Annotated in this window: 16 protein-coding genes; 5 read left to right on the plus strand and 11 right to left on the minus strand. The window is 64.6% G+C overall.

The window, feature by feature from the left end; all coding sequences use genetic code 11:
• Nucleotides 1–2: 2 nt before the first annotated feature.
• From JOE60_RS14375 to JOE60_RS14385, 3 genes are all read right to left on the minus strand, one after another.
• On the minus strand, nucleotides 3–1,364 hold the full coding sequence (locus JOE60_RS14375) for an ABC transporter substrate-binding protein (protein WP_167263992.1): 1,362 nt from the start codon (nucleotides 1,362–1,364) through the stop codon (nucleotides 3–5).
• Between the two features lie 202 nt (nucleotides 1,365–1,566).
• Entirely contained in the window at nucleotides 1,567–2,502 is a 936-nt protein-coding gene (locus JOE60_RS14380; RefSeq protein WP_167263993.1) for a carbohydrate ABC transporter permease, read from the minus strand.
• Nucleotides 2,495–3,439, minus strand: coding sequence for a carbohydrate ABC transporter permease (locus JOE60_RS14385; protein ID WP_167263995.1), 945 nt, complete (start codon nucleotides 3,437–3,439; stop codon nucleotides 2,495–2,497). The genes JOE60_RS14380 and JOE60_RS14385 overlap by 8 nt, the downstream gene beginning before the upstream one ends.
• 369 nt (nucleotides 3,440–3,808) lie before the next feature.
• On the opposite strand from JOE60_RS14385, the gene JOE60_RS14390 reads away from it, so the two are divergent.
• From JOE60_RS14390 to JOE60_RS14400, 3 genes are read left to right on the plus strand one after another with little or no spacing between them, the layout of a single operon-like run.
• Nucleotides 3,809–4,993 carry an acetylxylan esterase gene (locus JOE60_RS14390; protein ID WP_167263997.1) on the plus strand — a complete coding sequence of 395 codons (1,185 nt, stop codon included), beginning with the start codon at nucleotides 3,809–3,811 and terminating at the stop codon, nucleotides 4,991–4,993.
• Entirely contained in the window at nucleotides 4,990–7,053 is a 2,064-nt protein-coding gene (locus JOE60_RS14395) for a DUF6807 family protein (RefSeq protein ID WP_167263998.1), read from the plus strand. Before JOE60_RS14390 ends, JOE60_RS14395 begins: the two co-directional genes overlap by 4 nt.
• Entirely contained in the window at nucleotides 7,050–8,171 is a 1,122-nt protein-coding gene (locus JOE60_RS14400) for a M24 family metallopeptidase (protein ID WP_167264000.1), read from the plus strand. Before JOE60_RS14395 ends, JOE60_RS14400 begins: the two co-directional genes overlap by 4 nt.
• Nucleotides 8,172–8,261: 90 nt before the next feature.
• Here JOE60_RS14400 and JOE60_RS14405 read toward each other — a convergent pair whose 3' ends face one another.
• Genes JOE60_RS14405 through JOE60_RS14425 form a run of 5 tightly spaced genes read right to left on the minus strand, consistent with a single transcriptional unit; the run spans nucleotide 8,262 to nucleotide 14,199 of the window.
• Entirely contained in the window at nucleotides 8,262–9,713 is a 1,452-nt protein-coding gene (locus JOE60_RS14405) for an aldehyde dehydrogenase (NADP(+)) (RefSeq protein ID WP_167264002.1), read from the minus strand.
• Nucleotides 9,694–10,839 carry a mandelate racemase/muconate lactonizing enzyme family protein gene (locus JOE60_RS14410; protein ID WP_167264003.1) on the minus strand — a complete coding sequence of 382 codons (1,146 nt, stop codon included), beginning with the start codon at nucleotides 10,837–10,839 and terminating at the stop codon, nucleotides 9,694–9,696. The genes JOE60_RS14405 and JOE60_RS14410 overlap by 20 nt, the downstream gene beginning before the upstream one ends.
• A complete protein-coding gene (locus JOE60_RS14415) occupies nucleotides 10,839–11,744 on the minus strand; it encodes a 5-dehydro-4-deoxyglucarate dehydratase (protein WP_167264006.1) in 906 nt (301 codons plus the stop codon). Before JOE60_RS14415 ends, JOE60_RS14410 begins: the two co-directional genes overlap by 1 nt.
• Nucleotides 11,741–12,739: an NAD-dependent epimerase/dehydratase family protein gene (locus JOE60_RS14420; RefSeq protein WP_167264007.1), complete on the minus strand. Its 999-nt coding sequence runs from the start codon at nucleotides 12,737–12,739 to the stop codon at nucleotides 11,741–11,743. Before JOE60_RS14420 ends, JOE60_RS14415 begins: the two co-directional genes overlap by 4 nt.
• 29 nt (nucleotides 12,740–12,768) lie before the next feature.
• Entirely contained in the window at nucleotides 12,769–14,199 is a 1,431-nt protein-coding gene (locus JOE60_RS14425; RefSeq protein WP_167264013.1) for a Gfo/Idh/MocA family protein, read from the minus strand.
• 180 nt (nucleotides 14,200–14,379) lie between these two features.
• Between JOE60_RS14425 and JOE60_RS14430 the strand changes: the two genes are divergently transcribed.
• Complete coding sequence (locus JOE60_RS14430; protein WP_167264015.1) at nucleotides 14,380–15,411, plus strand: LacI family DNA-binding transcriptional regulator; 1,032 nt, start codon at nucleotides 14,380–14,382, stop codon at nucleotides 15,409–15,411.
• A 68-nt stretch (nucleotides 15,412–15,479) separates the two neighbouring features.
• Here JOE60_RS14430 and JOE60_RS14435 read toward each other — a convergent pair whose 3' ends face one another.
• Nucleotides 15,480–16,178 (minus strand): FadR/GntR family transcriptional regulator, encoded by a 699-nt coding sequence (locus tag JOE60_RS14435; RefSeq protein WP_167264017.1) that lies wholly within the window; start codon nucleotides 16,176–16,178, stop codon nucleotides 15,480–15,482.
• A 91-nt stretch (nucleotides 16,179–16,269) separates the two neighbouring features.
• On the opposite strand from JOE60_RS14435, the gene JOE60_RS14440 reads away from it, so the two are divergent.
• A complete protein-coding gene (locus tag JOE60_RS14440; RefSeq protein ID WP_167264018.1) occupies nucleotides 16,270–17,598 on the plus strand; it encodes an alpha-hydroxy acid oxidase in 1,329 nt (442 codons plus the stop codon).
• An 82-nt stretch (nucleotides 17,599–17,680) separates the two neighbouring features.
• Here the strand turns inward: JOE60_RS14440 and gdhA are convergent, their stop codons facing one another.
• Nucleotides 17,681–19,018, minus strand: coding sequence for an NADP-specific glutamate dehydrogenase (gdhA, locus tag JOE60_RS14445; RefSeq protein ID WP_167264020.1), 1,338 nt, complete (start codon nucleotides 19,016–19,018; stop codon nucleotides 17,681–17,683).
• Nucleotides 19,019–19,225: 207 nt separating this feature from the next.
• Nucleotides 19,226–19,762, minus strand: a complete 537-nt coding sequence (locus JOE60_RS14450) for an ArsR/SmtB family transcription factor (RefSeq protein WP_167264022.1) — start codon at nucleotides 19,760–19,762, stop codon at nucleotides 19,226–19,228.
• Nucleotides 19,763–19,827 lie beyond the last annotated feature (65 nt).

Consider the following 19,827-nt stretch of genomic DNA (forward strand, 5'->3'; position numbering starts at 1 on the left):
CGTCAGCTGATGGCCGACTTCATTTCATCTACGGCCTTCTTGCCCGCTTCATCGGTGGAGAGCCTCTCGAAGAGGACCTCCGAGGTGTAGCGCTTGATGATTTCCTGGATGGCACCGGCACCCTTGGGCGGGGCCGCCGGGGCGTCGCCGAGCTCAGGCTTGATCTGGTCGATGAAGTCCACCACTTTCACGTCCGCCTTGGCGAGCTTGGGGGCGATTGCTTCGCGAACGTCGGAGTTCGGGTACACGCCGCGGTCAGCCAGCAGGGCTTCCCCGGCCTTGACGTTGTTGGCAAGGAAGTCAATGAACTTGGCTGTTTCCTCCGGGTGCTTGGTGCGCGAGGATGCGGACCAGAACTGCGAAGCCTTGTACCAGAGTTTCGCGTCCTCAGCCTTGCCGGTCTTGGACGGGAAGCGCAGGATCTGCAGTTCGCCACCGGCTGCCTTTTCCAGGGCCGGGAGCTGGTTGGACCACCAGAAAGCCAGCCCGTTCTTGCCCGTGGCCAGGCCGCTCTGGTCCAGCGGGGCTGCCTCGGCCTCAACAACCTCGGAAGCGGACGGGACAGCCTTGTTCTTGCTCATTTCCTTCAGGAAGGACCACCACTCGGAGATGTCCGAGGGCTCGAAGCCGAGCTTGCCGTCATCGGTGTAGAGGGACTTGCCGTTCTGCCGGAGCCATACTCCCAGCGATGCTTCATCCGTTCCGTAGGCAGCTGCGCCGTAGGTTCCCTTGGGAGACTTGGCGGTGACTTCTGCGGCCACCTTTTCAAAGTCTTCCCAGGTCCAGGTCTTGTCATCCGGGATGGCTACCCCTGCAGCCTGGAAGACGGCCGGGTTGGCGAGGATGGTTGCCGCGTTGATGCCGGCGGCGATGCCGGTAAGGCCCTTCTCCCCCTTGCCTGCATCCAGTGCGGCCTTGTCCAGCTTGGAGGTATCGATCTGGTACTTGGACAGATCCAGCAGCGCGCCGCGGGTGGAGTACTCGGTAATGTACTTCTCGTCCATCTGGATGATGTCCGGGGCGTCATTGGCAGCTACCTGGGTAGCGAGTTTGTCCCAGTAACCGCTCCAGTCGCCGTATTCCGGCTTGATCTTGATGTTGGGGTTCTCCGCTTCAAACGCAGCGATGGCGGCCTGGGTGACCTGGGCGCGCTTGTCGCCGCCCCACCATGCGAAGCGAAGCTCCACCTTTCCGTCCGCGCTCTTGGCCTGCGATCCACCGCCACCGCAAGCGGTGAGGGCCAGGACTGCTGCTGCTGTTGCCGCCACCAAGGCGGATGCGCGCAGTTTGCGCTTGGTCTTACGGGCACTGGCCGCTGCTGTTGCAACGGGGGCGACTGCTTCACCCTTGGGGTTTACCGGCACTGATGACTCCGATCCTCATTGATCTTGATGCGAGATGGGAAAGCGTTTTCTTGCTTATGAATATGATACAAGTCACACTCCTGTATGACAAGACACCAACTTGTAACATTTGTTGATGCTCGACGGCGGCGGGTGGGGCGGCGCGAACCGCCCCACCGGCGCCGGTCGCATGAGGTGACGTGGCCTACTTGATACCCGCGGCCTACTTGATACCCGTGGTGGCGATGCCCTTGATAAGGAACCGCTGGCCGAACAGGAACACCAGGAAGACCGGGAACAAGGACACGATGGACATCGCGAAGAGCGAGCCCCAGCTGGTGGCCGACTGCGCGTCAACGAATGCGCGCAGCGCTACGGGAACGGTGAACATGTCCGGGTCCGTGAGGTAGATCAGGGCCCCGAAGAAGTCGTTCCACGTCCAGATGAAGGTGAAGATGGTGGTAGTGGCCAAGGCCGGGACCATCAGGGGCAGGATCACGCGCAGGAAGATCCTGGGGTGGCCGGCGCCGTCGATGCGGGCCGCCTCATCCAGGTCCTTGGGGATGCCGCGGATGAACTGGACCATGAGGAAGACGAAGAACGCGTCCGTGGCCAGGAGCTTGGGGACGATCAGCGGCCAGAAGGTGTTCACCCAGCCGATCTGGGAGAAGAGGATGTACTGGGGGACGATCACCACGTGGAACGGAAGCATGATGGTCAACAGCATGATGCCGAAGAAGATCTTCTTGCCGGTGAACTGCAGGCGGGCGAAGGCGTAAGCGGCCATGGAGCAGGAGATCAGGTTACCCAGGATGGAGCCCAGCACCACGATCGCGGAGTTGATCATGTAGTGGCCGAAGGGGTGGGTCAGCGCGGACCAGCCGTCGGTGTAGTTGTTCATGTCCAGGCTGTTCAACCACAGGCCCGGTTCGCGGAAGATCACGTCATTGGGGCGCAGGGAGGAGACCACCATCCACAGGAGCGGGTAGATCATCACCAGGCCCACAATGATCAGGATGGCGTGCTTCACCAGCCCTTTGATGCGGGCGCTGCGGCTGAAGGCCAGGCTGCCGCGTGATTCACGGCGGCGGGGGCTCTTTTCTGGTTTGCCTGCCTTGGCGTCGGAAGAGGCCGCCGGAAGGCTCTGGAGTTTAGTCATCGTAGAACACCCAATACTTTGAAGCGACGAAGTTGATGGCGGTGAAGACACCGATGATGAGCAGCAGCACCCAGGCCATTGCCGAGGCGTAGCCCATATCGAACTGGCCGAAGCCCTTTTGGTAGAGGTACAACGTGAAGAACATGGTGGAGTCCGAAGGGCCGCCGTTGCCGCCGGAGACGATGAACGCCTGCGTGAACGACTGGAAGGAGCCGATGATCTGGAGCACCAGGTTGAAGAAGATGATGGGGCTCAGCAGCGGGAGCGTGATCCGCCAGAACCGTTGGAGCGTGGTGGCACCATCGACTTCGGCTGCCTCGTAATACATGTTGGGGATCTGGCGCAGGCCGGCCAGGAAGATGATCATGGGGGCGCCGAATGTCCATACGTGCAGCAGGATGATGGAGCCAAGTGCGGTGCTGGGATCCGAGATCCAGCCCGGGCCTTCGATGCCCACCATGGCCAGTACCTGGTTCACCAGGCCGGTAGTGCCGAAGATCTGCTTCCAGAGGATGGCAACGGCAACGGAGCCACCCAGCAGGGACGGCAAGTAGAAGATGGAGCGGTAGAAGGGCAGCCCCCGCAGCCCCTTGTCCAGGACCAGTGCGATCAGCAATGCCACTGCCAGCTGCAACGGAACGCCCACCAGAACGTAGGTGAAGGTGACCCGCAGGGAGTTGTGGAGCCGGGCATCGCCGAACATCCGGACAAAGTTGTCCATGCCCACCCATTCGGGGGGCTGGAGAAGGTTGTAGTCCGTGAAGGACAAGTACAACGACATCAACATGGGACCCACGGTGATGGCCACCAGGCCAACCAGCCACGGCAGCAGGAAGATGTAGGCGGCCTTGTTGTCGCGGCCGTTCGCCTTCTTCTCTTCCTTGCTCATGGGACCCTTGCGGCGGGTCAGGGAGGAGAGTTCACCAATGGCACTCATTGCTGCCCCCTCGCCGGAGCGCGAACGCCTTGCGGCGTCCCCGTGCTGTGATAAGTGGCCATGTGGTCTCCTTTGGTCATCGTGGCCATCCACGGAGTTCAAGTGTGGTTGGTGCTTGCCGTCCGGGACGCCTGCGTTCACTGGGCGGTCCCCTGATCTACCAGGATCAGTTCCCGGACTTCAGCGGCTCCGTACCAAAGTAAACGTTTTCTTGACCCATGTACAGCCTTTTGCTAATTTTTGAGAAAGCGTTTTCTTAGGAAGCTCTTCCGTAACATTTCTCCACGCTGAAGAAGCCCGGCGTTCGCTTCCCCACACCACTTAGCATCCAAGGCAGGACACCATTGTTCCCCACCATCTGCCGCTGCCATGACCGCAGCTGACGCCACCACCCGGCGTCCCAGCGCCCTGGGAGGCTACGAAGACTGGCCCGGCCATGCCCGCGGGGCCCGCCACAGTGCGCCCCGCCGGGCCGCGCAGGAAATCGCCGACGCCCTGGGGGTGCCCGCGGTGACCGACACCCCCGGTTACACCGTCCTGTGGGAGGAGATGCACGACGACGTCATCACCTCCCAGCTGACCTGGCAGTTGGGTTTCGGCCCGGCAACCACGGCATGGTTCGTGCGGCCGGCGCACCCTGCAGGCCCACTCCCGGGGGTGCTCGCCCTGCATTGCCACGGCGGCGTCAAACACCACGGCGCGGCGCGCTTGGTTCAGCTGCCGCGGAACGTGGAGGCAGGTTTGGAACTGCCGCCCCTGGGGGAACGGTCCGCGTTGTATGGTGGCCGGCCACTGGCAACGTGGCTGGCCAAGCAGGGATTCGCTGTCCTGGCCCACGACGCCTTCCTGTGGGGCAGCCGGCGGTTCGCCCTGGATCCGTTGCCCTACCGCACTGCCGGCGCCGTCTCCGGACAGCAGGCACTGTGGCGGGAGGCCGGCGTCGTACCAACCACCGCGGACCTTTACAACGCGGCGGCCGGCTCCCACGAGGAAACCGTGGCCAAAGCAGCAGCCCTGCTGGGCACCAGCGTGGCCGGCACCGTTGCCCATGACGACCTCGCTGCACTGGAGGTTCTGGGGAGCCTTCCCGGTGTGGATCCGGAGCGGCTGGGGTGCCTGGGCTTTTCCGGCGGAGGGGGCCGGGCCTTGGTTCTTTCCGCCCTCAGTCCTGCAGTGCGCAGCTACGTGGTGACCTGCATGATGACCACCTATGGGTCACTGCTCCCGGCATACCTGGACGCACATTCGTGGCTGCTCCACTCTTCCGGGCTGGCCGCCATCAAAGACTGGCCGGACCTGGCGGTTACGGCAGCAGGTCAGGTCCTGGTCCAGTATGCCCTTGCCGATCCGTTGTTCCCGGCCCAGGGCATGCGCGACGCCGATGCCCTCTTGTTGGCGCAACTGGCAGGGCGCTACACCGGAACCTTCTGGAATGAAGCCCACGTATTTTCTCCCGCCATGCAGGAAGAGGCCGCAGCCTTCCTGGCCGCCGCCCTGCAGGTCCAAGGGACTCCCACACCTTTCCCACCCGCTCCGGCAAGGACATCCCCATGACACAGCCCCTGACCTACACACCTGCGGAAAACACCCCCATGGAGAGCACACCGCGACTCCCCCGCATCGCCCTGGTGGGTGTGCACGGCTTTGGTGCACGGCACCTGGACAATCTGGGCAGGCTCGGTTCCCTGGGGCTGCTTGAGCTGGTAGCCGTGGCCGACCCCCATCCGCCGGCTCCCGGCACCCTGGGAAGCGGAGTTGGGGTGTATACCTCGCTGGACGAACTCCTGGCAGCCGGGAGTGCCCCGGACATCGTGATCATCTCAACGCCCATCCAGACCCACGCACCCCTGGCTTTGGCCGCCATCAGGGCTGGCGCCAACGTGTTCCTGGAAAAGCCGCCCGTGGCCTCCATGGCCCAGTACACGGAGGTCCTGGAAGCGGCCGCGAGCGCCGGGGTTTTGGTCCAGGTGGGGTTCCAGAGCCTGGGATCGGAGGCGCTGCCCGCACTAGAGGCATTGGTTGCTTCCGGAGAGATCGGCCATGTCCGTGGCATCAGTGCCACGGGATTGTGGCTGCGGACCCGGGCGTACTTCAAGCGTTCCCGGTGGGCGGGCAAAAGGAGCCTGAACGGTGTGGACGTGGTGGATGGCGTGGTCACCAACGCATTGGCCCATGCTGTGGCCACCGGCCTTCATGTGGCGGGCGCCCGCAGCACGCAGGACGTGGAGTTGGTGGTTACTGACCTGTACCGGGCCAACACCACTGAAAGCGATGACACCTCCGTGGTCAAGGTTCGGACCACAGGTGGGACGGCGCTGACCTGTGCCTTGACGTTGTGCGCTCCTGCGCAGCAATCCCCCACGGTGACAGTCCACGGAACTCTGGGGACCCTGACGTTCTTTTACACGGAGGACCGTGTGCAGATTGCTGCTGCCTCCGGGACCCGGGAGGAGACCTACGGGCGGAGGGACCTGCTGGAGAATCTCCTGACTGCCCGCAGTGAGGGCGATCTCCTCAGCCCGCTCAGTGCGGCCGGCGCGTACGTCACCGTGCTGGAAGCGGTCCGCACCGCTGACGCTCCCCGGTTGATCGATCCGGACTACGTGAGCTGGGAGGGCGACGGCGACGACGCACACCCGGTGGTGCACGATATTGAGTCGCTCATTCGCCGGGCTGCCGCGGGAGAAGCCACGTTTGCGGAGTTGGAAACGCCGTGGGCCGCTTCCCCCAAGCCCGCTTTCACGGTGGACGGCGTGCCGGTGGCAACAGTCCAGGACGGTTCAGCGGTCCGTCCCACGTCCTCCCCCCGCCCCTACCTCCACCCGGTGCGGACGCTGGCGGGAACCGTGGTCACGGACCACGTGCCGGAGGACCATGTGTGGCACTTGGGCGCCGGTGTTGCCCTCCAGGACGTCAACGGCATCAATTTCTGGGGCGGCAGGACCTACACGCGGGATGCCGGGGCGTACGTCTGGCGCAAGGACCATGGCCGGATCCGCACTGACGCGGTTGAAGAGTCCCCTGGTATCCGGCAGGAAAAGCTGAGCTGGGTTGGACCGGACGGCGTGCCCGTACTCCGCGAACAGCGGCAGTGGACGTGGTCCGCCGTCGGGAGTTCCGCGTGGAAACTGACGCTGGACTTCACGCTGGAATCTGCAATCGGGGACACGGTGCTGCTGGGCAGCCCGGGCTCCAACGGGAGGCCGCAAGGCGGTTACGGCGGTTTCTTCTGGCGGCTGCCGCAGGTGTCCGATGCCACCATCTGGACCTCGGACGCCCGCGGCGAGGACGCCGTGCATGGCAGCGTTGCGCCGTGGCTGGCATGGTCCGGAACGTTCGACGCCGGAACCGCCGCCGCTTCCCACGTGGCCGGTGACGCCGGGCTGGGGCACCCCGCCACCCTTGTTTTCCTGGCCTCGCCACAGGCGCCGGATCCCTGGTTCGTGCGGCACGCGGGCTATCCCGGTGTGGGCCTGTCGCTGGCATGGGACTCCGCCGTCCCCGCCCATCCCGGGCAGCCTGTCCACAGGAGCGTCACCGTGATCGTCACGGACGGCTTCCTGGCAACACAAGACATTGAACAACTCATCTCACCCTTGGGGGAAACGGCATGACCACAACCACTCAGACCACGCCGTCCCAGGCCGCGGCTGACCAGACACGCACTGCTCCCGGCAATGTGGCCGACCGCGCAGTGAAGCGCCAACGGGTGCTGGACATTCTGGATGCTGCAGGCCGTGACTCGTTGCTGCTCACCACCAACACTGCGTTGACCTGGTATCTGGATGGGAGCCGGGTGCACATCAGTTTGGCTGGTGATCCCATTGCCGCGCTCCTGGTGGACCGCACGGGGGATCATCTGGTGACGTTCGCCAATGAGGCCGGCCGCATCGCCGCAGAGGAGCTCCCGGCAGGGGTGAACCTGCTGACGGTTCCCTGGTACGGGCAACTCCACGCCACCGCGGCAGGGTTGGCTGCAGATGGCGATCCGTTGGTGGAAGCCTCCGTGGCCACTGAACTGCGGGCTGCCCGGCAGCACCTCCTTCCGGCAGAAGCTGCACGGTACGCTGCATTGTCCGCCGAGGTTGCTGCGGCCATGACGGATGTCCTGGCCAACGCCACTCCGGACACCACGGAATTCCAGCTGGTTTCGCAGTTGGCCTCCGCCGTGGTGGGTATGGGCGCCGAGCCCTTGGTGCTGCTCTGCAATGGTGCTGCCCGCAGCGATTTCCGGCACCCGCTGGCCACGCACTCCCCCATCGGCCGGCGTACCATGGCCGTGGTGTGCGCACGCCGCAATGGCCTGGTAGCCAACATCACGCGCTGGGTGGCCTTCGACGCCGGCACGGCCGAGGAACTGGACGCCGAGGCCCGCATCGCGGCAGTTGAGGCCGATATTTTCCGGGCCACCGTTCCCGGCACCCGCCTCAACGAAGTCTTCGCGGAGATCAGGTCCGCCTATGCCCGGCACGGATTCGGTGATGACCAGTGGACGCTGCACCACCAGGGCGGGCCGGCCGGATACGCGGGCCGTGACCCCCGGGTCACCGCCGAAGTCACTGACCGCATTGTGGCCAACCAGCCCTTCACGTGGAACCCGTCCGGGCCCGGCGTGAAAATCGAGGACACGGTGCTGCTCACGGATTCCGGCGTGCGCGTCCTGACCGTGGACGAACGCTGGCCAACCGCCTTGGTGGACGGCCGCCGTCGGCCCCTGACGTTGCGCCCGTAACTCCTGCACCCAGCTCTCCTGCACCCAACGCGAAAGGGGCGGGGTCACCGTGATGGTGACCCCGCCCCTTGTGTCTGTCCTGCGGGTGCGTTAGCCCAGTGTGAGGACGCCGTCCACACGCCGCGGGATGCCCAGCGGGTTCGCGTCATGCAAGGCCGGGTGCAGGACGGATTCGGGGGCGTCCTGGTACGCCACCGGACGCTGGAAACGGCGGACGGCAGTGGCGCCCACCGAGGTGAACAGGGACGTGGTGGCCGGGTACGGGCCACCGTGCTGCTGCGCCCAGTTAACGGCCACGCCTGTGGGCCACCCATCGAACAGGACCCTTCCCGCCAGGGTGCTCAACTGCTCCACCAGCGCGGACACATCCTCGCCGGGCTGGGCGTGGACCGTGCCGGTCAGGCTGCCCGGAACCTTTGCCAACGCTGCGGAAAGTTCCTCCTGGCTGGAGTATTCGATCAGCAAGGTGGTGGGGCCAAAGCACTCCTCCAGCAGCTCGTCCGGACGCTCCAGGACGTTGGCTGCACTGGTGGAGAACACCACGGGTGCGGCGCCGTCGGCCAGGCTGTCCTGTTCCACGGTGCCGCTGACAACGGCCACTCCCGGCTGATCGGCTACGTTCTTCAAACCGTCCGGGTACGCTTCTGCGATCCGCTCCGTGAGCATTGCTGCTGTGGGCTTGTCCTTGCTTGCCTCTGCCAGCTGGGCCGCAAAGTCCGTCCCTTCCGGCAGGAACACCAGTCCGGGCTTGGTGCAGAACTGGCCCGCGCCCATGGTGAAGGACCCAGCCAAACCCTCAGCCAGCTGCCGGCCACGCTGGGCCAAGGCATCCGCAGTGATCACCACGGGGTTCAAGCTGCCCAGTTCGCCGTAGAACGGGATGGGCTCGGGCCGGGACGTTGCCAGATCAAACAGCGCGCGCCCGCCCGGGATGGACCCTGTAAATCCAACGGCTTTAATGGCAGGATCCTGGACCAAGGCAGTACCGGCCTCACGCCCGCTCACCAGGGCAAAGATTCCTTCCGGCGCCCCGGCCTTGGCCAAGGCTTCGCTGACAATCTCCGCGGTCCGCTCGGACAAACGGAGGTGGCCCGAGTGTGCTTTGACGATCACCGGGCAGCCCACTGCGAGCGCCGAGGCGGTGTCGCCACCGGCCACCGAGAAAGCGAACGGGAAGTTGGACGCAGAGAACACGGCCACCGGGCCGATGGGCCGCAGGATCCGGCGCAGGTCCGGCTTGGGCGGGGTGCTGGACGGGTCCGCGTGATCAATCACGGCTTCAAGGTAGGAGCCCTCCGTGATCACGTTGGCGAACAACCGCAGCTGCCCGCTGGTCCTTGCCACCTCCCCTGTGAGCCGGACGGTGCCGAGGCTCGTCTCGGAATCGGCGATGGCCACCAGTTCAGTGACGTTGGCGTCCAAGGCATCGGCGACGGCTTTCAGCCAGGCAGCGCGCTCGGCGTCGGAAGCCGTTGCGGTAACCTTTGCGGCTTCCGTGGCTGCGGCGGTGATGGCTGTCAGGTCAAGAGTTGCTGTACTCAATGCGGTTTCCTTTACTCTCAAGGGCGGAGCTGTGTGGGGCCGTCTCATTTGTGTTGGGCTTCGCGCCGAAGTCGAAGCCAAGCCCTGGAAGGCCGGCGGAGCTCAGCCTGCTGTTACTGATCCGTATAGGGGAGGGTCCGGCCAAGATTCCGAGTTGCTCGAAGGAGGCGTCTTCCACGTCTTCCACGCTCACCGCCTCGGCCAGGGTGAGGGCCAACTGTCCGGAGAGTTCCGGGAGCAGGTGCGGCGCCACCCGGATGCTGTTGGCGCGGGCCAGCTCAACGATCCTCCGGAAGGGCGTAATGCCGCCCACCCGGACGATGTTGGGCTGGATGATATCCACCGCTTCGGCCTCGATGAAGTCACGGAAGCGGTAAATGGTGTGGACGTTCTCGCCCAGGGCAATAGGCACCGGGGACTGCTTGCGCAGGCGGCGGTAGGCCCCCAGATCGTCGGCGCGGAGGGGTTCTTCCAGCCATTCCAGTCCGTACTCCCCCAAAACATCCAAGGCACGGAAGGTATGGGCCAGGTCCCAACGCTGGTTGGCGTCGATCATCAGCAACCGGTCCGGGCCGATGACCTGCCGGACGGCGGCAACGCGCTCGGCATCTTCCCGGAGCTCGGGTTTGCCCACTTTGATCTTCACGGTTTTGTGGCCGGCATCGACCCAGCGCTGCGCCTGCTCCACCAACTGCTCCAGGGTGTAGTGCAGATTCACTCCGGAGCCGTACACCTCCACCGACTTCCGGCGCTGGCCCAGAAGTCCTGTGACGGACGTGCCGGCCTGCCGCGCCTTCAGGTCCCAGAGTGCCAGGTCAACTCCGGCCATCGCGATGGTGGTCAGGCCACCCCCGCCGGCCTCGTGCAGCCGCTTCCACACCTGATCCCAGACGATCTCCGCGTTCGCTTCCAACCCCAGGATGAACGGGGCAATGTCGTCATCAAGGAGGGCCTTGACCGCCTTGGGGCCAATGGTTGGCGTCCAGGAGAAACCGTGGCCGGTGCCGCCGTCGTCCGTGGTCAGTTCGGTGACAATCACATGGTTTTCCGGCGCCTCCACACCCCAGCTGCGCAGCAGCGGTACCGTGATCAGCCGGGTTGCGAGGCCCGTGATTCGGGCGGGCATCAGCGGCCGGCCAGCTCGTGGCCCTTGGCCAGGATGGACTTGAGCTCCAGCAGCTGTTCTTCCGTGGGATCCACCAGCGGCGGGCGGACCGGGCCCACCGGGAGCCCGGCGAGCCTGAGGCCGGCCTTGATCAGGGAAACACCAAAGCCGGGGGTCTGGTCGCGGAGCCGGACCAGAGGAGCATAGAAGCCCTCAAGGAGTGCGTTGCGGCGGTCCTCGTCACCGGAGACATAGGCGTCGTAGTAGGCCTTGGCGATCTCCGGGGCCATGGCAAACGCAGCCGAGGAATACAGCGGGATGCCCAAGCCGCGGTAGGCGCCTTGGGTCAGCTCTGCCGTCAGCAAGCCGTTGAAGAGTGCAAAGTCCGTGCGACCGCTGGCGTTGATGGCCGACACGATCTCCTGGGCCAGTCCCACATCGCCGATTCCGTCCTTGAAGCCCACCACCTTGGGGTTGGCGGTGAGGCGGGTGATGGCCTCCGCCGTGAATTTCGCAGTGCCGCGGTGGTACACGATCACCGGCAGGCTGCTGGCCGCAGCAATGGCTTCAACGTAAGCCACCACGCCATCGGTGGGGCCGGTCACCAGGTACGGCGGGAGCACCAGAAGGGCATCCGCGCCGGCTTCCTCGGCAACCTTGGCGGCGGCGATCGCGTGGCCCAGCGGACCACCCGCACCGGAAACCACCGGCACCGCTCCGGCGACGGCCTCGACGGCGGCAGTCACCACGGTCCGGACCTCATCAATGGACAGGGCATGGAATTCACCGGTACCGCAAGCGGGGAACACCCCACCCGGGCCGAACGGAAGGCGGGAGGTGATGTGCTCCTTGAGCAGCGCCACATCTACTGTGCCGTCCTCGGCGAAGGGTGTGACGGGGAAGAACAGTACGCCGTCGAAGTTCATGGTGTCTCCTTTGTTGCTCCCGCTGCCACCAGGCGCGCGGGATTCTCGTCATTGAGTGCTTCTTGTTCTGATGCTGCTGTGTCGGTGCCCTGGTAGGGAGGCGTAAGTTCGGTGCGCCAGGAACGCTTGGGCTCCCACCCCAGCAATTCCCGGGCCTTATTGATGGAAAATGCCGGACTGGTGCCGGCCAGGTGTTCGGTGAGGGGTCCGCTGCCGGGCAGGAACCTGGGGAACAGTTCCGCCAGGGGCGCCGTGGCCAAAGCATCCTTCGCGCCAACAAAGAACACTTGGCCGTTGGGAATGGAATCCATCTTCTCCAACAGGACGTCCAGGAAATCGGCAACGTCCCGTGCGTCCACGTAGTTGAACAACGCCGGCGCGGAAAGCGCAGGATCATCCAGGCGCTCGCGGACCGTGTGGCCCTGCTGCGTCAGGGCCCCTTCCCACTCTTCCGGGGACAACACGTAGCAAGGACGGAAGGCGGCGTACCGGATCTTGTCCCCCTGGGCCGCTGCGAACATCTGCACGGTTTGCTCCGCGATCAGCTTGGACAGCGCATAGGCGTTCCACGGCTTGGGCGGCGTCTCCTCGTCCAAGGGGAACGACGGCGGCAGCCACCCGGCCGGTGAACCGTAGCCCAGGGCGGTGGGGCTGCTTGCCGTCACGATCTTCGGTACGCCGGCATCGGTGGCAGCGCTGACCACCGCGTAGGCGAGCCGGGTGTTCGTACTGAAAATGACATCCTCGGGTGCGCTGAAAGGTACGGCAATAGCAGCGAGGTGGATGACGGCGTCGGGCGCTGTTTCCCGGATGAGCCGCTCAGCTTCCCCAGGCGCCAACAGATCGGCGGTGTGCTGTTCGGCGCCTGCCGGAAGCTGTTCTGCCGGGATGGCATCCCGGTCAACCGAGATGACGTTGTGGCCTGCCTGGGCCAATCCGGCAACCACGCTGCGGCCCAACCGGCCGGAGCCGCCGGTGACAAAAATCCTGCTCATGGTCTTGTCCTTGTTTGGTAGTGAACCGGTCAGGCCTGGCTGCGGCTGAGGTCGGCGCCGAGGCCGAGCTCACTGATACGGACGGGCAGATCTGTGTCCAGGGACTTGTTGCCGGCGATGCCCACCGACACGGAACGGAGCCCATCGATGTAGCCGGACGGGCGGCCCAGCGGGTCCACGCCGGGACCGTTGAAGAGGTCCGAGAGCAGCAGGTTGTCGCCACCACCGTGGCCACCTTCGCCGTTGATAATGGGGACTTCGTAGGCAGCTTCCCAGTGGCGCTGGACAACCAGGCGTTCGCCGTTGCGGCGCACGGCGTCATCTTCCTCGATGGGTGTCGCGCTGGGATCCACCACGGTCTTCTTGTCGGTGCTGGACTCGACGGCGGCACGCTCCACCACTTCGAGCTCGGCCCGGCCTTCGGTGCCGTTGACGGTAACGCGGTAGCCCTCCCACGGGCTGTGGGCGTTCAGGGAGTAGCTCAGGGTTGGTCCGCCCTGGTAATCCACCACCAGCGCGAGGTTGTCCTCGATGGTGATGCCCTCGGTGAAAACGTCCTGATCGCGGATGTAGCCGTCGAACTTTTCATTGTCGTAATACAGGGCCTTGAGGCGCTGGTCCTCGCGCATGTCCAAACGGAACGGATCGTGGTCAAGGCCGTCCACGGTGCCGCGCTCGGGGCGGGCTCCCAGCCCACGCTCTGCAGCGTTCTTGTCGCCGTAGAAGCGCAGGCCGCCGGAGGCGAATACGCGCTCGGGGACATCGTTGATCCACCAGTTGACCAGGTCGAAGTGGTGCGAGGCCTTATGGATCAGGAGGCCGCCGGAGTTCTTCTTCTCGCGGTGCCAGCGGCGGAAGTAGTCGGCGCCGTGCACCGTATCCAGGACCCAGCTGAAATCGATGGACGTGACCTTGCCGATCACGCCGTTCTGGATAACTTCCTTGAGCGCACTGTTGCGGGGCGAGTAGCGGTAGTTGAACGTGACCACCACGTTCTTCCCGGTTTTGGCGACGGCTTCTGTGATGCGGCGGCAACCGTCAACGTCGATGGTGAGCGGCTTTTCAACCACGACGTCGGCGCCCGCCTCAAGCGCTTCAACGATGTAGTCCGCATGGGTGTAGTCAGGGGTGGTGACAATGACGCGTTCGATCGCGTTGGACTGGATGAAGTCTGTCAGGTGGCCGGGTTCGAAGGAGGCCACCGGTTCGGTTCCACCGAGCTCCTTGATCAGGTCCTGGTAGAAATCCACACGTCCTTGGTTGACGTCGGAAAGCGCGACGAGTTCGGCGACGTCCGCATGCTGTCCATAGATGGCCCTGATGTACATCTCGGAGCGGCCGCCGGTTCCGATCAGGGCGATCCGTGTCCGCTTGCCCGAATTACCCGAACTAGCCGGGGCCGATGCTTGGGCTGGTGCGGTCCGGGTCTCGACTGGGTCCACGTTGACTGTGTTGACCATGGAGTATGCCCCTTTCAGAAGGCAGGATCGAACCGCTTGACGGCCCGGCTTTATATGGGAAGAATCATGAGAAAGCGTTTTCTCAGAGCGTTATAAGCTTTGTATCAAGACTCTGGTGGTCACGTCAACCACTGCTCCAACGACGGAGCTGAAGGACGACGACCAATGGGAAGGGGCCACATGGCACGCAGGAACACCAATAGGCGGGTGGGCATAGCCGACGTCGCGGAGAAGGCCGGCGTCTCGCACGCCACCGTTTCCCGCGTCATGAACGGTAACGCCGCCGTGGACCCGGGTATCGCCGCCAGGGTCAGGGCTGCTGCCGCCGAACTGAAGTACCAGCCCAACCCCGTGGGACGGTCACTGGCCCTCGGAAAGACGGACACCATCGGCATTGTGGTGCCGGACCTCGCCAACCCCACCTTCCAGGCCATCCTGCGGGGACTGAGTATCGCGGCAGCCCAGGACGGCTACCGGGTGCTGATCGCGGACTCCTCGGAAGTCACCAGCGAAGAATCCATCCTTGCCGGCGAGGCGAGGCGCCGCTGCGACGGCGTGGTCCTGTGCGCCCCCCGCATGTCGGACGCCGAGCTGGAAGAACTCGCCCCCACCCTGCATCCCCTGGTGCTCATCAACCGCACCACCATCTCCACCAACACCCCCAGCCTTAGCGTGGACTACGGCCAAGGCATCCAGGAATTGGCGCACCACCTGGTTTCCCTTGGCCACCGCCGCCTTGCGTTCCTGTCAGGGCCGGAGCACAGCGCTTCCAACCGCCAGCGACTGGTGGGCCTGGAGCAATTCCGGAACGAGCATCCGGAGATCGACCTGCAGATGCTCTCCGGCGGGTCCAACTTTGATTCCGGGCACGAGTCCACGGAAGCCATCATTTCCAGCGGGGCAACCGGGATCCTGGCCTTCAACGACCTGGTTGCCATGGGACTGCTCAGTGGCCTCCACGAGCATGGCCTGCGCGTCCCTGAAGACATCTCAGTGACCGGCTTTGACGACATCCCGTTCGCCAAATACACCACCCCGCCGCTCACCACGGCCGCCGTACCCATCAATGAGCTGGGCAGCCTGGCATGGCGGCGGATGCGGGAGCAGATCCAGCACACCGGCGATGCCACCGTCCAGGCCCAGGACGGATTCTCCCCCCGGATGGAGATCCGAAAGAGTACCGCAGCGCCGGCCCTCACCCCCGCCTCCTAAAGCAACGCGGGGTCACTTGCGGCCCATCCTGAGGGTCATCATGGGCCCTAAGTGACCCCGCGTTGCATCTAGAGGCGGGGGACTCCCGAGCCCACTCCGGCCTCTTTGTAGAAGCCCTGGATATGGGCAGCCACCAACTCAGCCGCCATGCCGCCGTCGTGGTAGTTCACCGCTGCCAGAATGGCACGGTGCTCCGCACGCAGCCTGGCGGACGTTGCCTCCCAATCGGGAAGATTGGCGGTCAGCCCACTGGCGTAACCCTCGATCGCGCCCCTCAGAGAAGACATCATGGCGCTCACCACCGAGTTGCCGGCTGCGCGGGCAAGGGCCACATGGAAGCGGGCGTCCAAGGCCAGGAACGTCTCCACGTCCGGCGCTGCATCCATATGGTCCAACAACTCTGCCGCTTCCTGAAGCTCCGGGGCATCGGACTTGGCGCGCTGGGCCGCCCAGGATTCCAGCAACACCCGGGTTTCCACAATGTCCGCCACGGGAAGGTGCCGGGTGGCCACGTGCAGCCTCAGGGTGGAGCCCAACGCGGAGCCGGGCTCGGCAATCACCACCGTTCCGGCATCCTTGCCCGAACCCACCCCGGCCCGGACCACCCCCATCGCCTCAAGGATCCTGACGGCTTCACGCACGGAGGTCCGGGAAACCTGTAGCTGCTCGGCCATGGCGCGCTCACCCGGCAGCCGTCCGCCCAGGGCGAGGTCTCCGTCAGACAACTGCTTCTCGATCCATTGCAGGACCAACTCGTGGGTACGCATACCGGAATACTAGTTGATGTGGTCCAACCACATGGATTACAGTGTGGTTGGACCACAGGCTCACGCCGCCATGAATTCAAGGGAGAACCGCATGACCGACACCCTCGACCCCAAAGTTACGGCTGCACCGGCCGACGCCGGGAGCGACCAGAACGTGGACCGCGCGCCCCGGCCTGCCGTCGCCGCACAACCTCCGGCACTGAAGCGCCGCGTACCCAAGGTGGCCGATCTTGCTCCGCTCATGCAGTTCAAGAAGCCGGAGTTCAGCAAGACTGCACGGCTCAAGCGCGCCAGCACCATCTGGGAACTGCGCGACATGGCAAAGCGCCGCACCCCCCAAGCGCCTTTCGATTACACCGACGGCGCGGCAGAGGAGGAAATCACCCTGCGCCGGGCCCGCCAAGCCTTCCAGGACATCGAGTTCCGGCCGGGCATCCTCCGCGACGTCTCAAAGATTGATCTCCGCACGGACATTCTGGGCAAGGAATCCCGGCTCCCGTTCGGCATAGCACCCACGGGCTTCACCCGCATGATGCAGTCCGAAGGCGAGTACGCAGGCTCCCAGGCAGCAGAAGCCGCCGGCATTCCGTACACCCTCTCCACCATGGGCACGGCGTCCATCGAGGACGTGGCCACCGCCGCCCCGAACGGCCGCAACTGGTTCCAGCTGTACCTGTGGACGGACCGGGACCGCTCGCTGGAACTGATCGATCGTGCAGCCAAAGCCGGCAACGACACACTCATGGTCACTGTGGACACCGCGGTTGCCGGCGCACGCCTCCGCGACGTACGCAACGGCATGACAATTCCCCCGGCACTGACCCTGAAGACCGTGCTTGATGCGTCCTACCGGCCTGCTTGGTGGTTCAATTTCCTCACCCACGAGCCCCTGACGTTCGCCTCATTGTCCCGTTACACCGGCACCGTGGCTGACCTGATCAACTCCATGTTCGATCCCACGCTGACCTATGAGGACCTGGACTGGCTGCGTGAAACCTGGAAGGGCAAGCTGGTGGTCAAGGGCATCCAGACCGTTGAGGACGCGCGCCGGGTGGTGGACCACGGCGCTGACGGAATTATCCTGTCCAACCATGGCGGACGCCAGCTGGACCGCGCACCCATCCCCTTCCACCTGCTGCCGGAAGTTACCTCGGCACTCAAGGCTGACAACAGCAAGGCCGCCATCATGCTGGACACGGGCATCATGAGCGGCGCGGACATCGTGGCAGCGCTGGCCTTGGGCGCCGACTTCGCACTGATCGGCCGCGCCTACCTCTACGGCCTCATGGCCGGTGGACGTGAAGGCGTGGACCGCACCATCCAGATCCTGGAGAAGGACATGACCCGGACCATGGCACTCCTGGGCGTCAGCAAGGTGGCGGACCTGAACCCGGACCACGTTCGGCTGCTCCAGCTCTAACCGCACCCATGCAGGTCGCAGCAGTGCGCGTTTTGAGAGCTCATAACGCGCACTGCTGCGACTCAGTTGGGCACGAAGGGGGCTAAATGAGGCCCTGGGCCAGCATGGCATCGGCTACCTTGACGAAGCCGCCGATGTTGGCGCCCACCACATAGTTTCCGGGTGCACCGTATTCTGCCGCCGTGGCCGCGCAGCGATCATGGATGCCCACCATGATCTCCGTGAGCCGCTGCTCGGTATGCTCAAAGGACCACGAATCCCGGCTGGCGTTCTGCTGCATCTCCAGTGCGGAGGTGGCAACACCGCCGGCGTTGGCCGCCTTGCCGGGCCCGAAGAGGACACCGGCCTCCTGGAAGACCGAGACGGCCGAGCGCGTGGAGGGCATGTTGGCGCCCTCAGCCACCGCGATCAGGCCGTTGCTGACCAGCTTGGCGGCAGCATCGCCGTCGAGCTCGTTCTGCGTGGCACACGGCAGGGCCACCGTCCCGGTGACATCCCACACGGACCCGCCCACCACATGGCTGGCTCCCGGGCGGCGCTCCGAATAGTCCGTCAGGCGTCCGCGTTCCACTTCCTTGATCCGGCGGAGGAGTTCGACGTCGATCCCCGCCTCATCCACGACGTAACCGGCCGAATCGGAACAGGCAACCACGGTGGCACCCAAGGATTGAGCCTTCGCGATGGCGTGGATGGCCACGTTGCCGGACCCGGAAACCACCACCCGCTGCCCGTCGAAGGTGGCGCCGCGGGTCTTGAGCATCTCCTGCGCGAAAATCACCGTGCCGTAGCCGGTGGCTTCCGGGCGTACCAGCGAGCCGCCCCAGGAAATCCCCTTGCCGGTGAGAACGCCGGATTCGTACCGGTTGGTGATGCGCTTGTACTGACCGAAGAGGTACCCGATCTCGCGCCCGCCCACGCCGATGTCGCCGGCCGGAACATCCGTGTATTCACCAATGTGGCGGTAGAGCTCGGTCATGAAGGACTGGCAGAACCGCATGATCTCGGCGTCGGAGCGGCCACGGGGATCGAAGTCGGAACCACCCTTGCCGCCACCGATCGGCATGCCGGTGAGGGCGTTCTTGAAGATCTGCTCAAAGCCAAGGAATTTCACAATTCCCAGGTATACCGACGGATGGAATCGGAGGCCGCCCTTGTACGGCCCGAGGGCCGAGTTGAATTCCACCCGGAACCCACGGTTGACGTGGACGCGCCCGGCATCGTCGGTCCACGGGACCCGGAAGATGATCTGGCGTTCGGGTTCGCACAGGCGCTCAAGGACGGCACCTTCCAGGAACTCAGGGTGGCGGTCATGGACTGGGCCAAGGCTTTCGAAGACCTCAACCACGGCCTGGTGGAATTCCTTCTCCCCCGGGTTTCGGGCCAACACGGTGTCCCGGACGGCTTCGAGCCTTGAATCCATGCGATTTCCTATCCTCAGTGCGCCGGCAAGCGGCGGGTTGATTCAGTCCCGCCCATGGTCGCATCCGAGGACATGGGATCTCCATCTGAAGGGAATGTGACCCCCGGAGCCCAGTTAACACAACCGTAGAAAATCGTTGACATCTCAAGGAAACATGAGGTGAACAACACCTCACAATGTGAGGAGTATCACGTTAGGTGGCGACGTTCAGCGCTTGCGTCCGAACTTTGGGAGGTTGGGAAGATTGGGGAGATTCGCCAGAAGGTCAGCAGCCTTGGTGGCGGCACGGCCCACAGTCCGGCCAATCTGCTGCGGAACGGTATCGTCCGAGTTCAGATCGATGGCCACCGGCGTGGCACTGGCATGAACCTTGGCTGCCTGGTTCACGGCCTCCGTCCGCGTGGCCGGCGGTTCTGCCGCCGCTTCAGCAACCGGGGCTGCCGGAACAACCTCCACAGGCGCAGCGGCTGCGGGCGCTGGCGTGCCGACGTCGAACGTTTCCAACCAAGTGGCGACGCCGGCAAGGGGCTTGGGATTCAGCGCGTAGAAACGCTTCTGGCCCTGCGCGCGCATGCTGACGAGGTCCGCCTCGCGGAGCACTTTCAAGTGCTTGGAGATGGTGGGCTGGCTGGCAGCCAGTTCCTCCACCAATTCGCCTACAGCCTTATCCCCAGAGCGGAGGGAGACCAGGATGTCGCGCCTGGTTGCCTCAGCTATGACGGCAAATACGTCGTCAGTCACCATGCCTTACACCCTAGCGACATATACGCCGGATGGCATCCCTGTTTCCTTGGGAGGCCGCCTTGAGC

This window comes from Paenarthrobacter ilicis (assembly GCF_016907545.1).
GTDB lineage: Bacteria > Actinomycetota > Actinomycetes > Actinomycetales > Micrococcaceae > Arthrobacter > Arthrobacter ilicis.

Bases quoted from the DNA above. Each gene is read 5' to 3' on its own strand.
- JOE60_RS14380 (WP_167263993.1), bottom strand. From the start codon at position 2,502: ATGACTAAACTCCAGAGCCTTCCGGCGGCCTCTTCCGACGCCAAGGCA.
- JOE60_RS14385 (WP_167263995.1), bottom strand. From the start codon at position 3,439: ATGAGTGCCATTGGTGAACTCTCCTCCCTGACCCGCCGCAAGGGTCCC.
- JOE60_RS14390 (WP_167263997.1), top strand. From the start codon at position 3,809: ATGACCGCAGCTGACGCCACCACCCGGCGTCCCAGCGCCCTGGGAGGC.
- JOE60_RS14395 (WP_167263998.1), top strand. From the start codon at position 4,990: ATGACACAGCCCCTGACCTACACACCTGCGGAAAACACCCCCATGGAG.
- JOE60_RS14400 (WP_167264000.1), top strand. From the start codon at position 7,050: ATGACCACAACCACTCAGACCACGCCGTCCCAGGCCGCGGCTGACCAG.
- JOE60_RS14410 (WP_167264003.1), bottom strand. From the start codon at position 10,839: ATGCCCGCCCGAATCACGGGCCTCGCAACCCGGCTGATCACGGTACCG.
- JOE60_RS14415 (WP_167264006.1), bottom strand. From the start codon at position 11,744: ATGAACTTCGACGGCGTACTGTTCTTCCCCGTCACACCCTTCGCCGAG.
- JOE60_RS14420 (WP_167264007.1), bottom strand. From the start codon at position 12,739: ATGAGCAGGATTTTTGTCACCGGCGGCTCCGGCCGGTTGGGCCGCAGC.
- JOE60_RS14425 (WP_167264013.1), bottom strand. From the start codon at position 14,199: ATGGTCAACACAGTCAACGTGGACCCAGTCGAGACCCGGACCGCACCA.
- JOE60_RS14430 (WP_167264015.1), top strand. From the start codon at position 14,380: ATGGCACGCAGGAACACCAATAGGCGGGTGGGCATAGCCGACGTCGCG.
- JOE60_RS14435 (WP_167264017.1), bottom strand. From the start codon at position 16,178: ATGCGTACCCACGAGTTGGTCCTGCAATGGATCGAGAAGCAGTTGTCT.
- JOE60_RS14440 (WP_167264018.1), top strand. From the start codon at position 16,270: ATGACCGACACCCTCGACCCCAAAGTTACGGCTGCACCGGCCGACGCC.
- gdhA (WP_167264020.1), bottom strand. From the start codon at position 19,018: ATGGATTCAAGGCTCGAAGCCGTCCGGGACACCGTGTTGGCCCGAAAC.
- JOE60_RS14450 (WP_167264022.1), bottom strand. From the start codon at position 19,762: ATGGTGACTGACGACGTATTTGCCGTCATAGCTGAGGCAACCAGGCGC.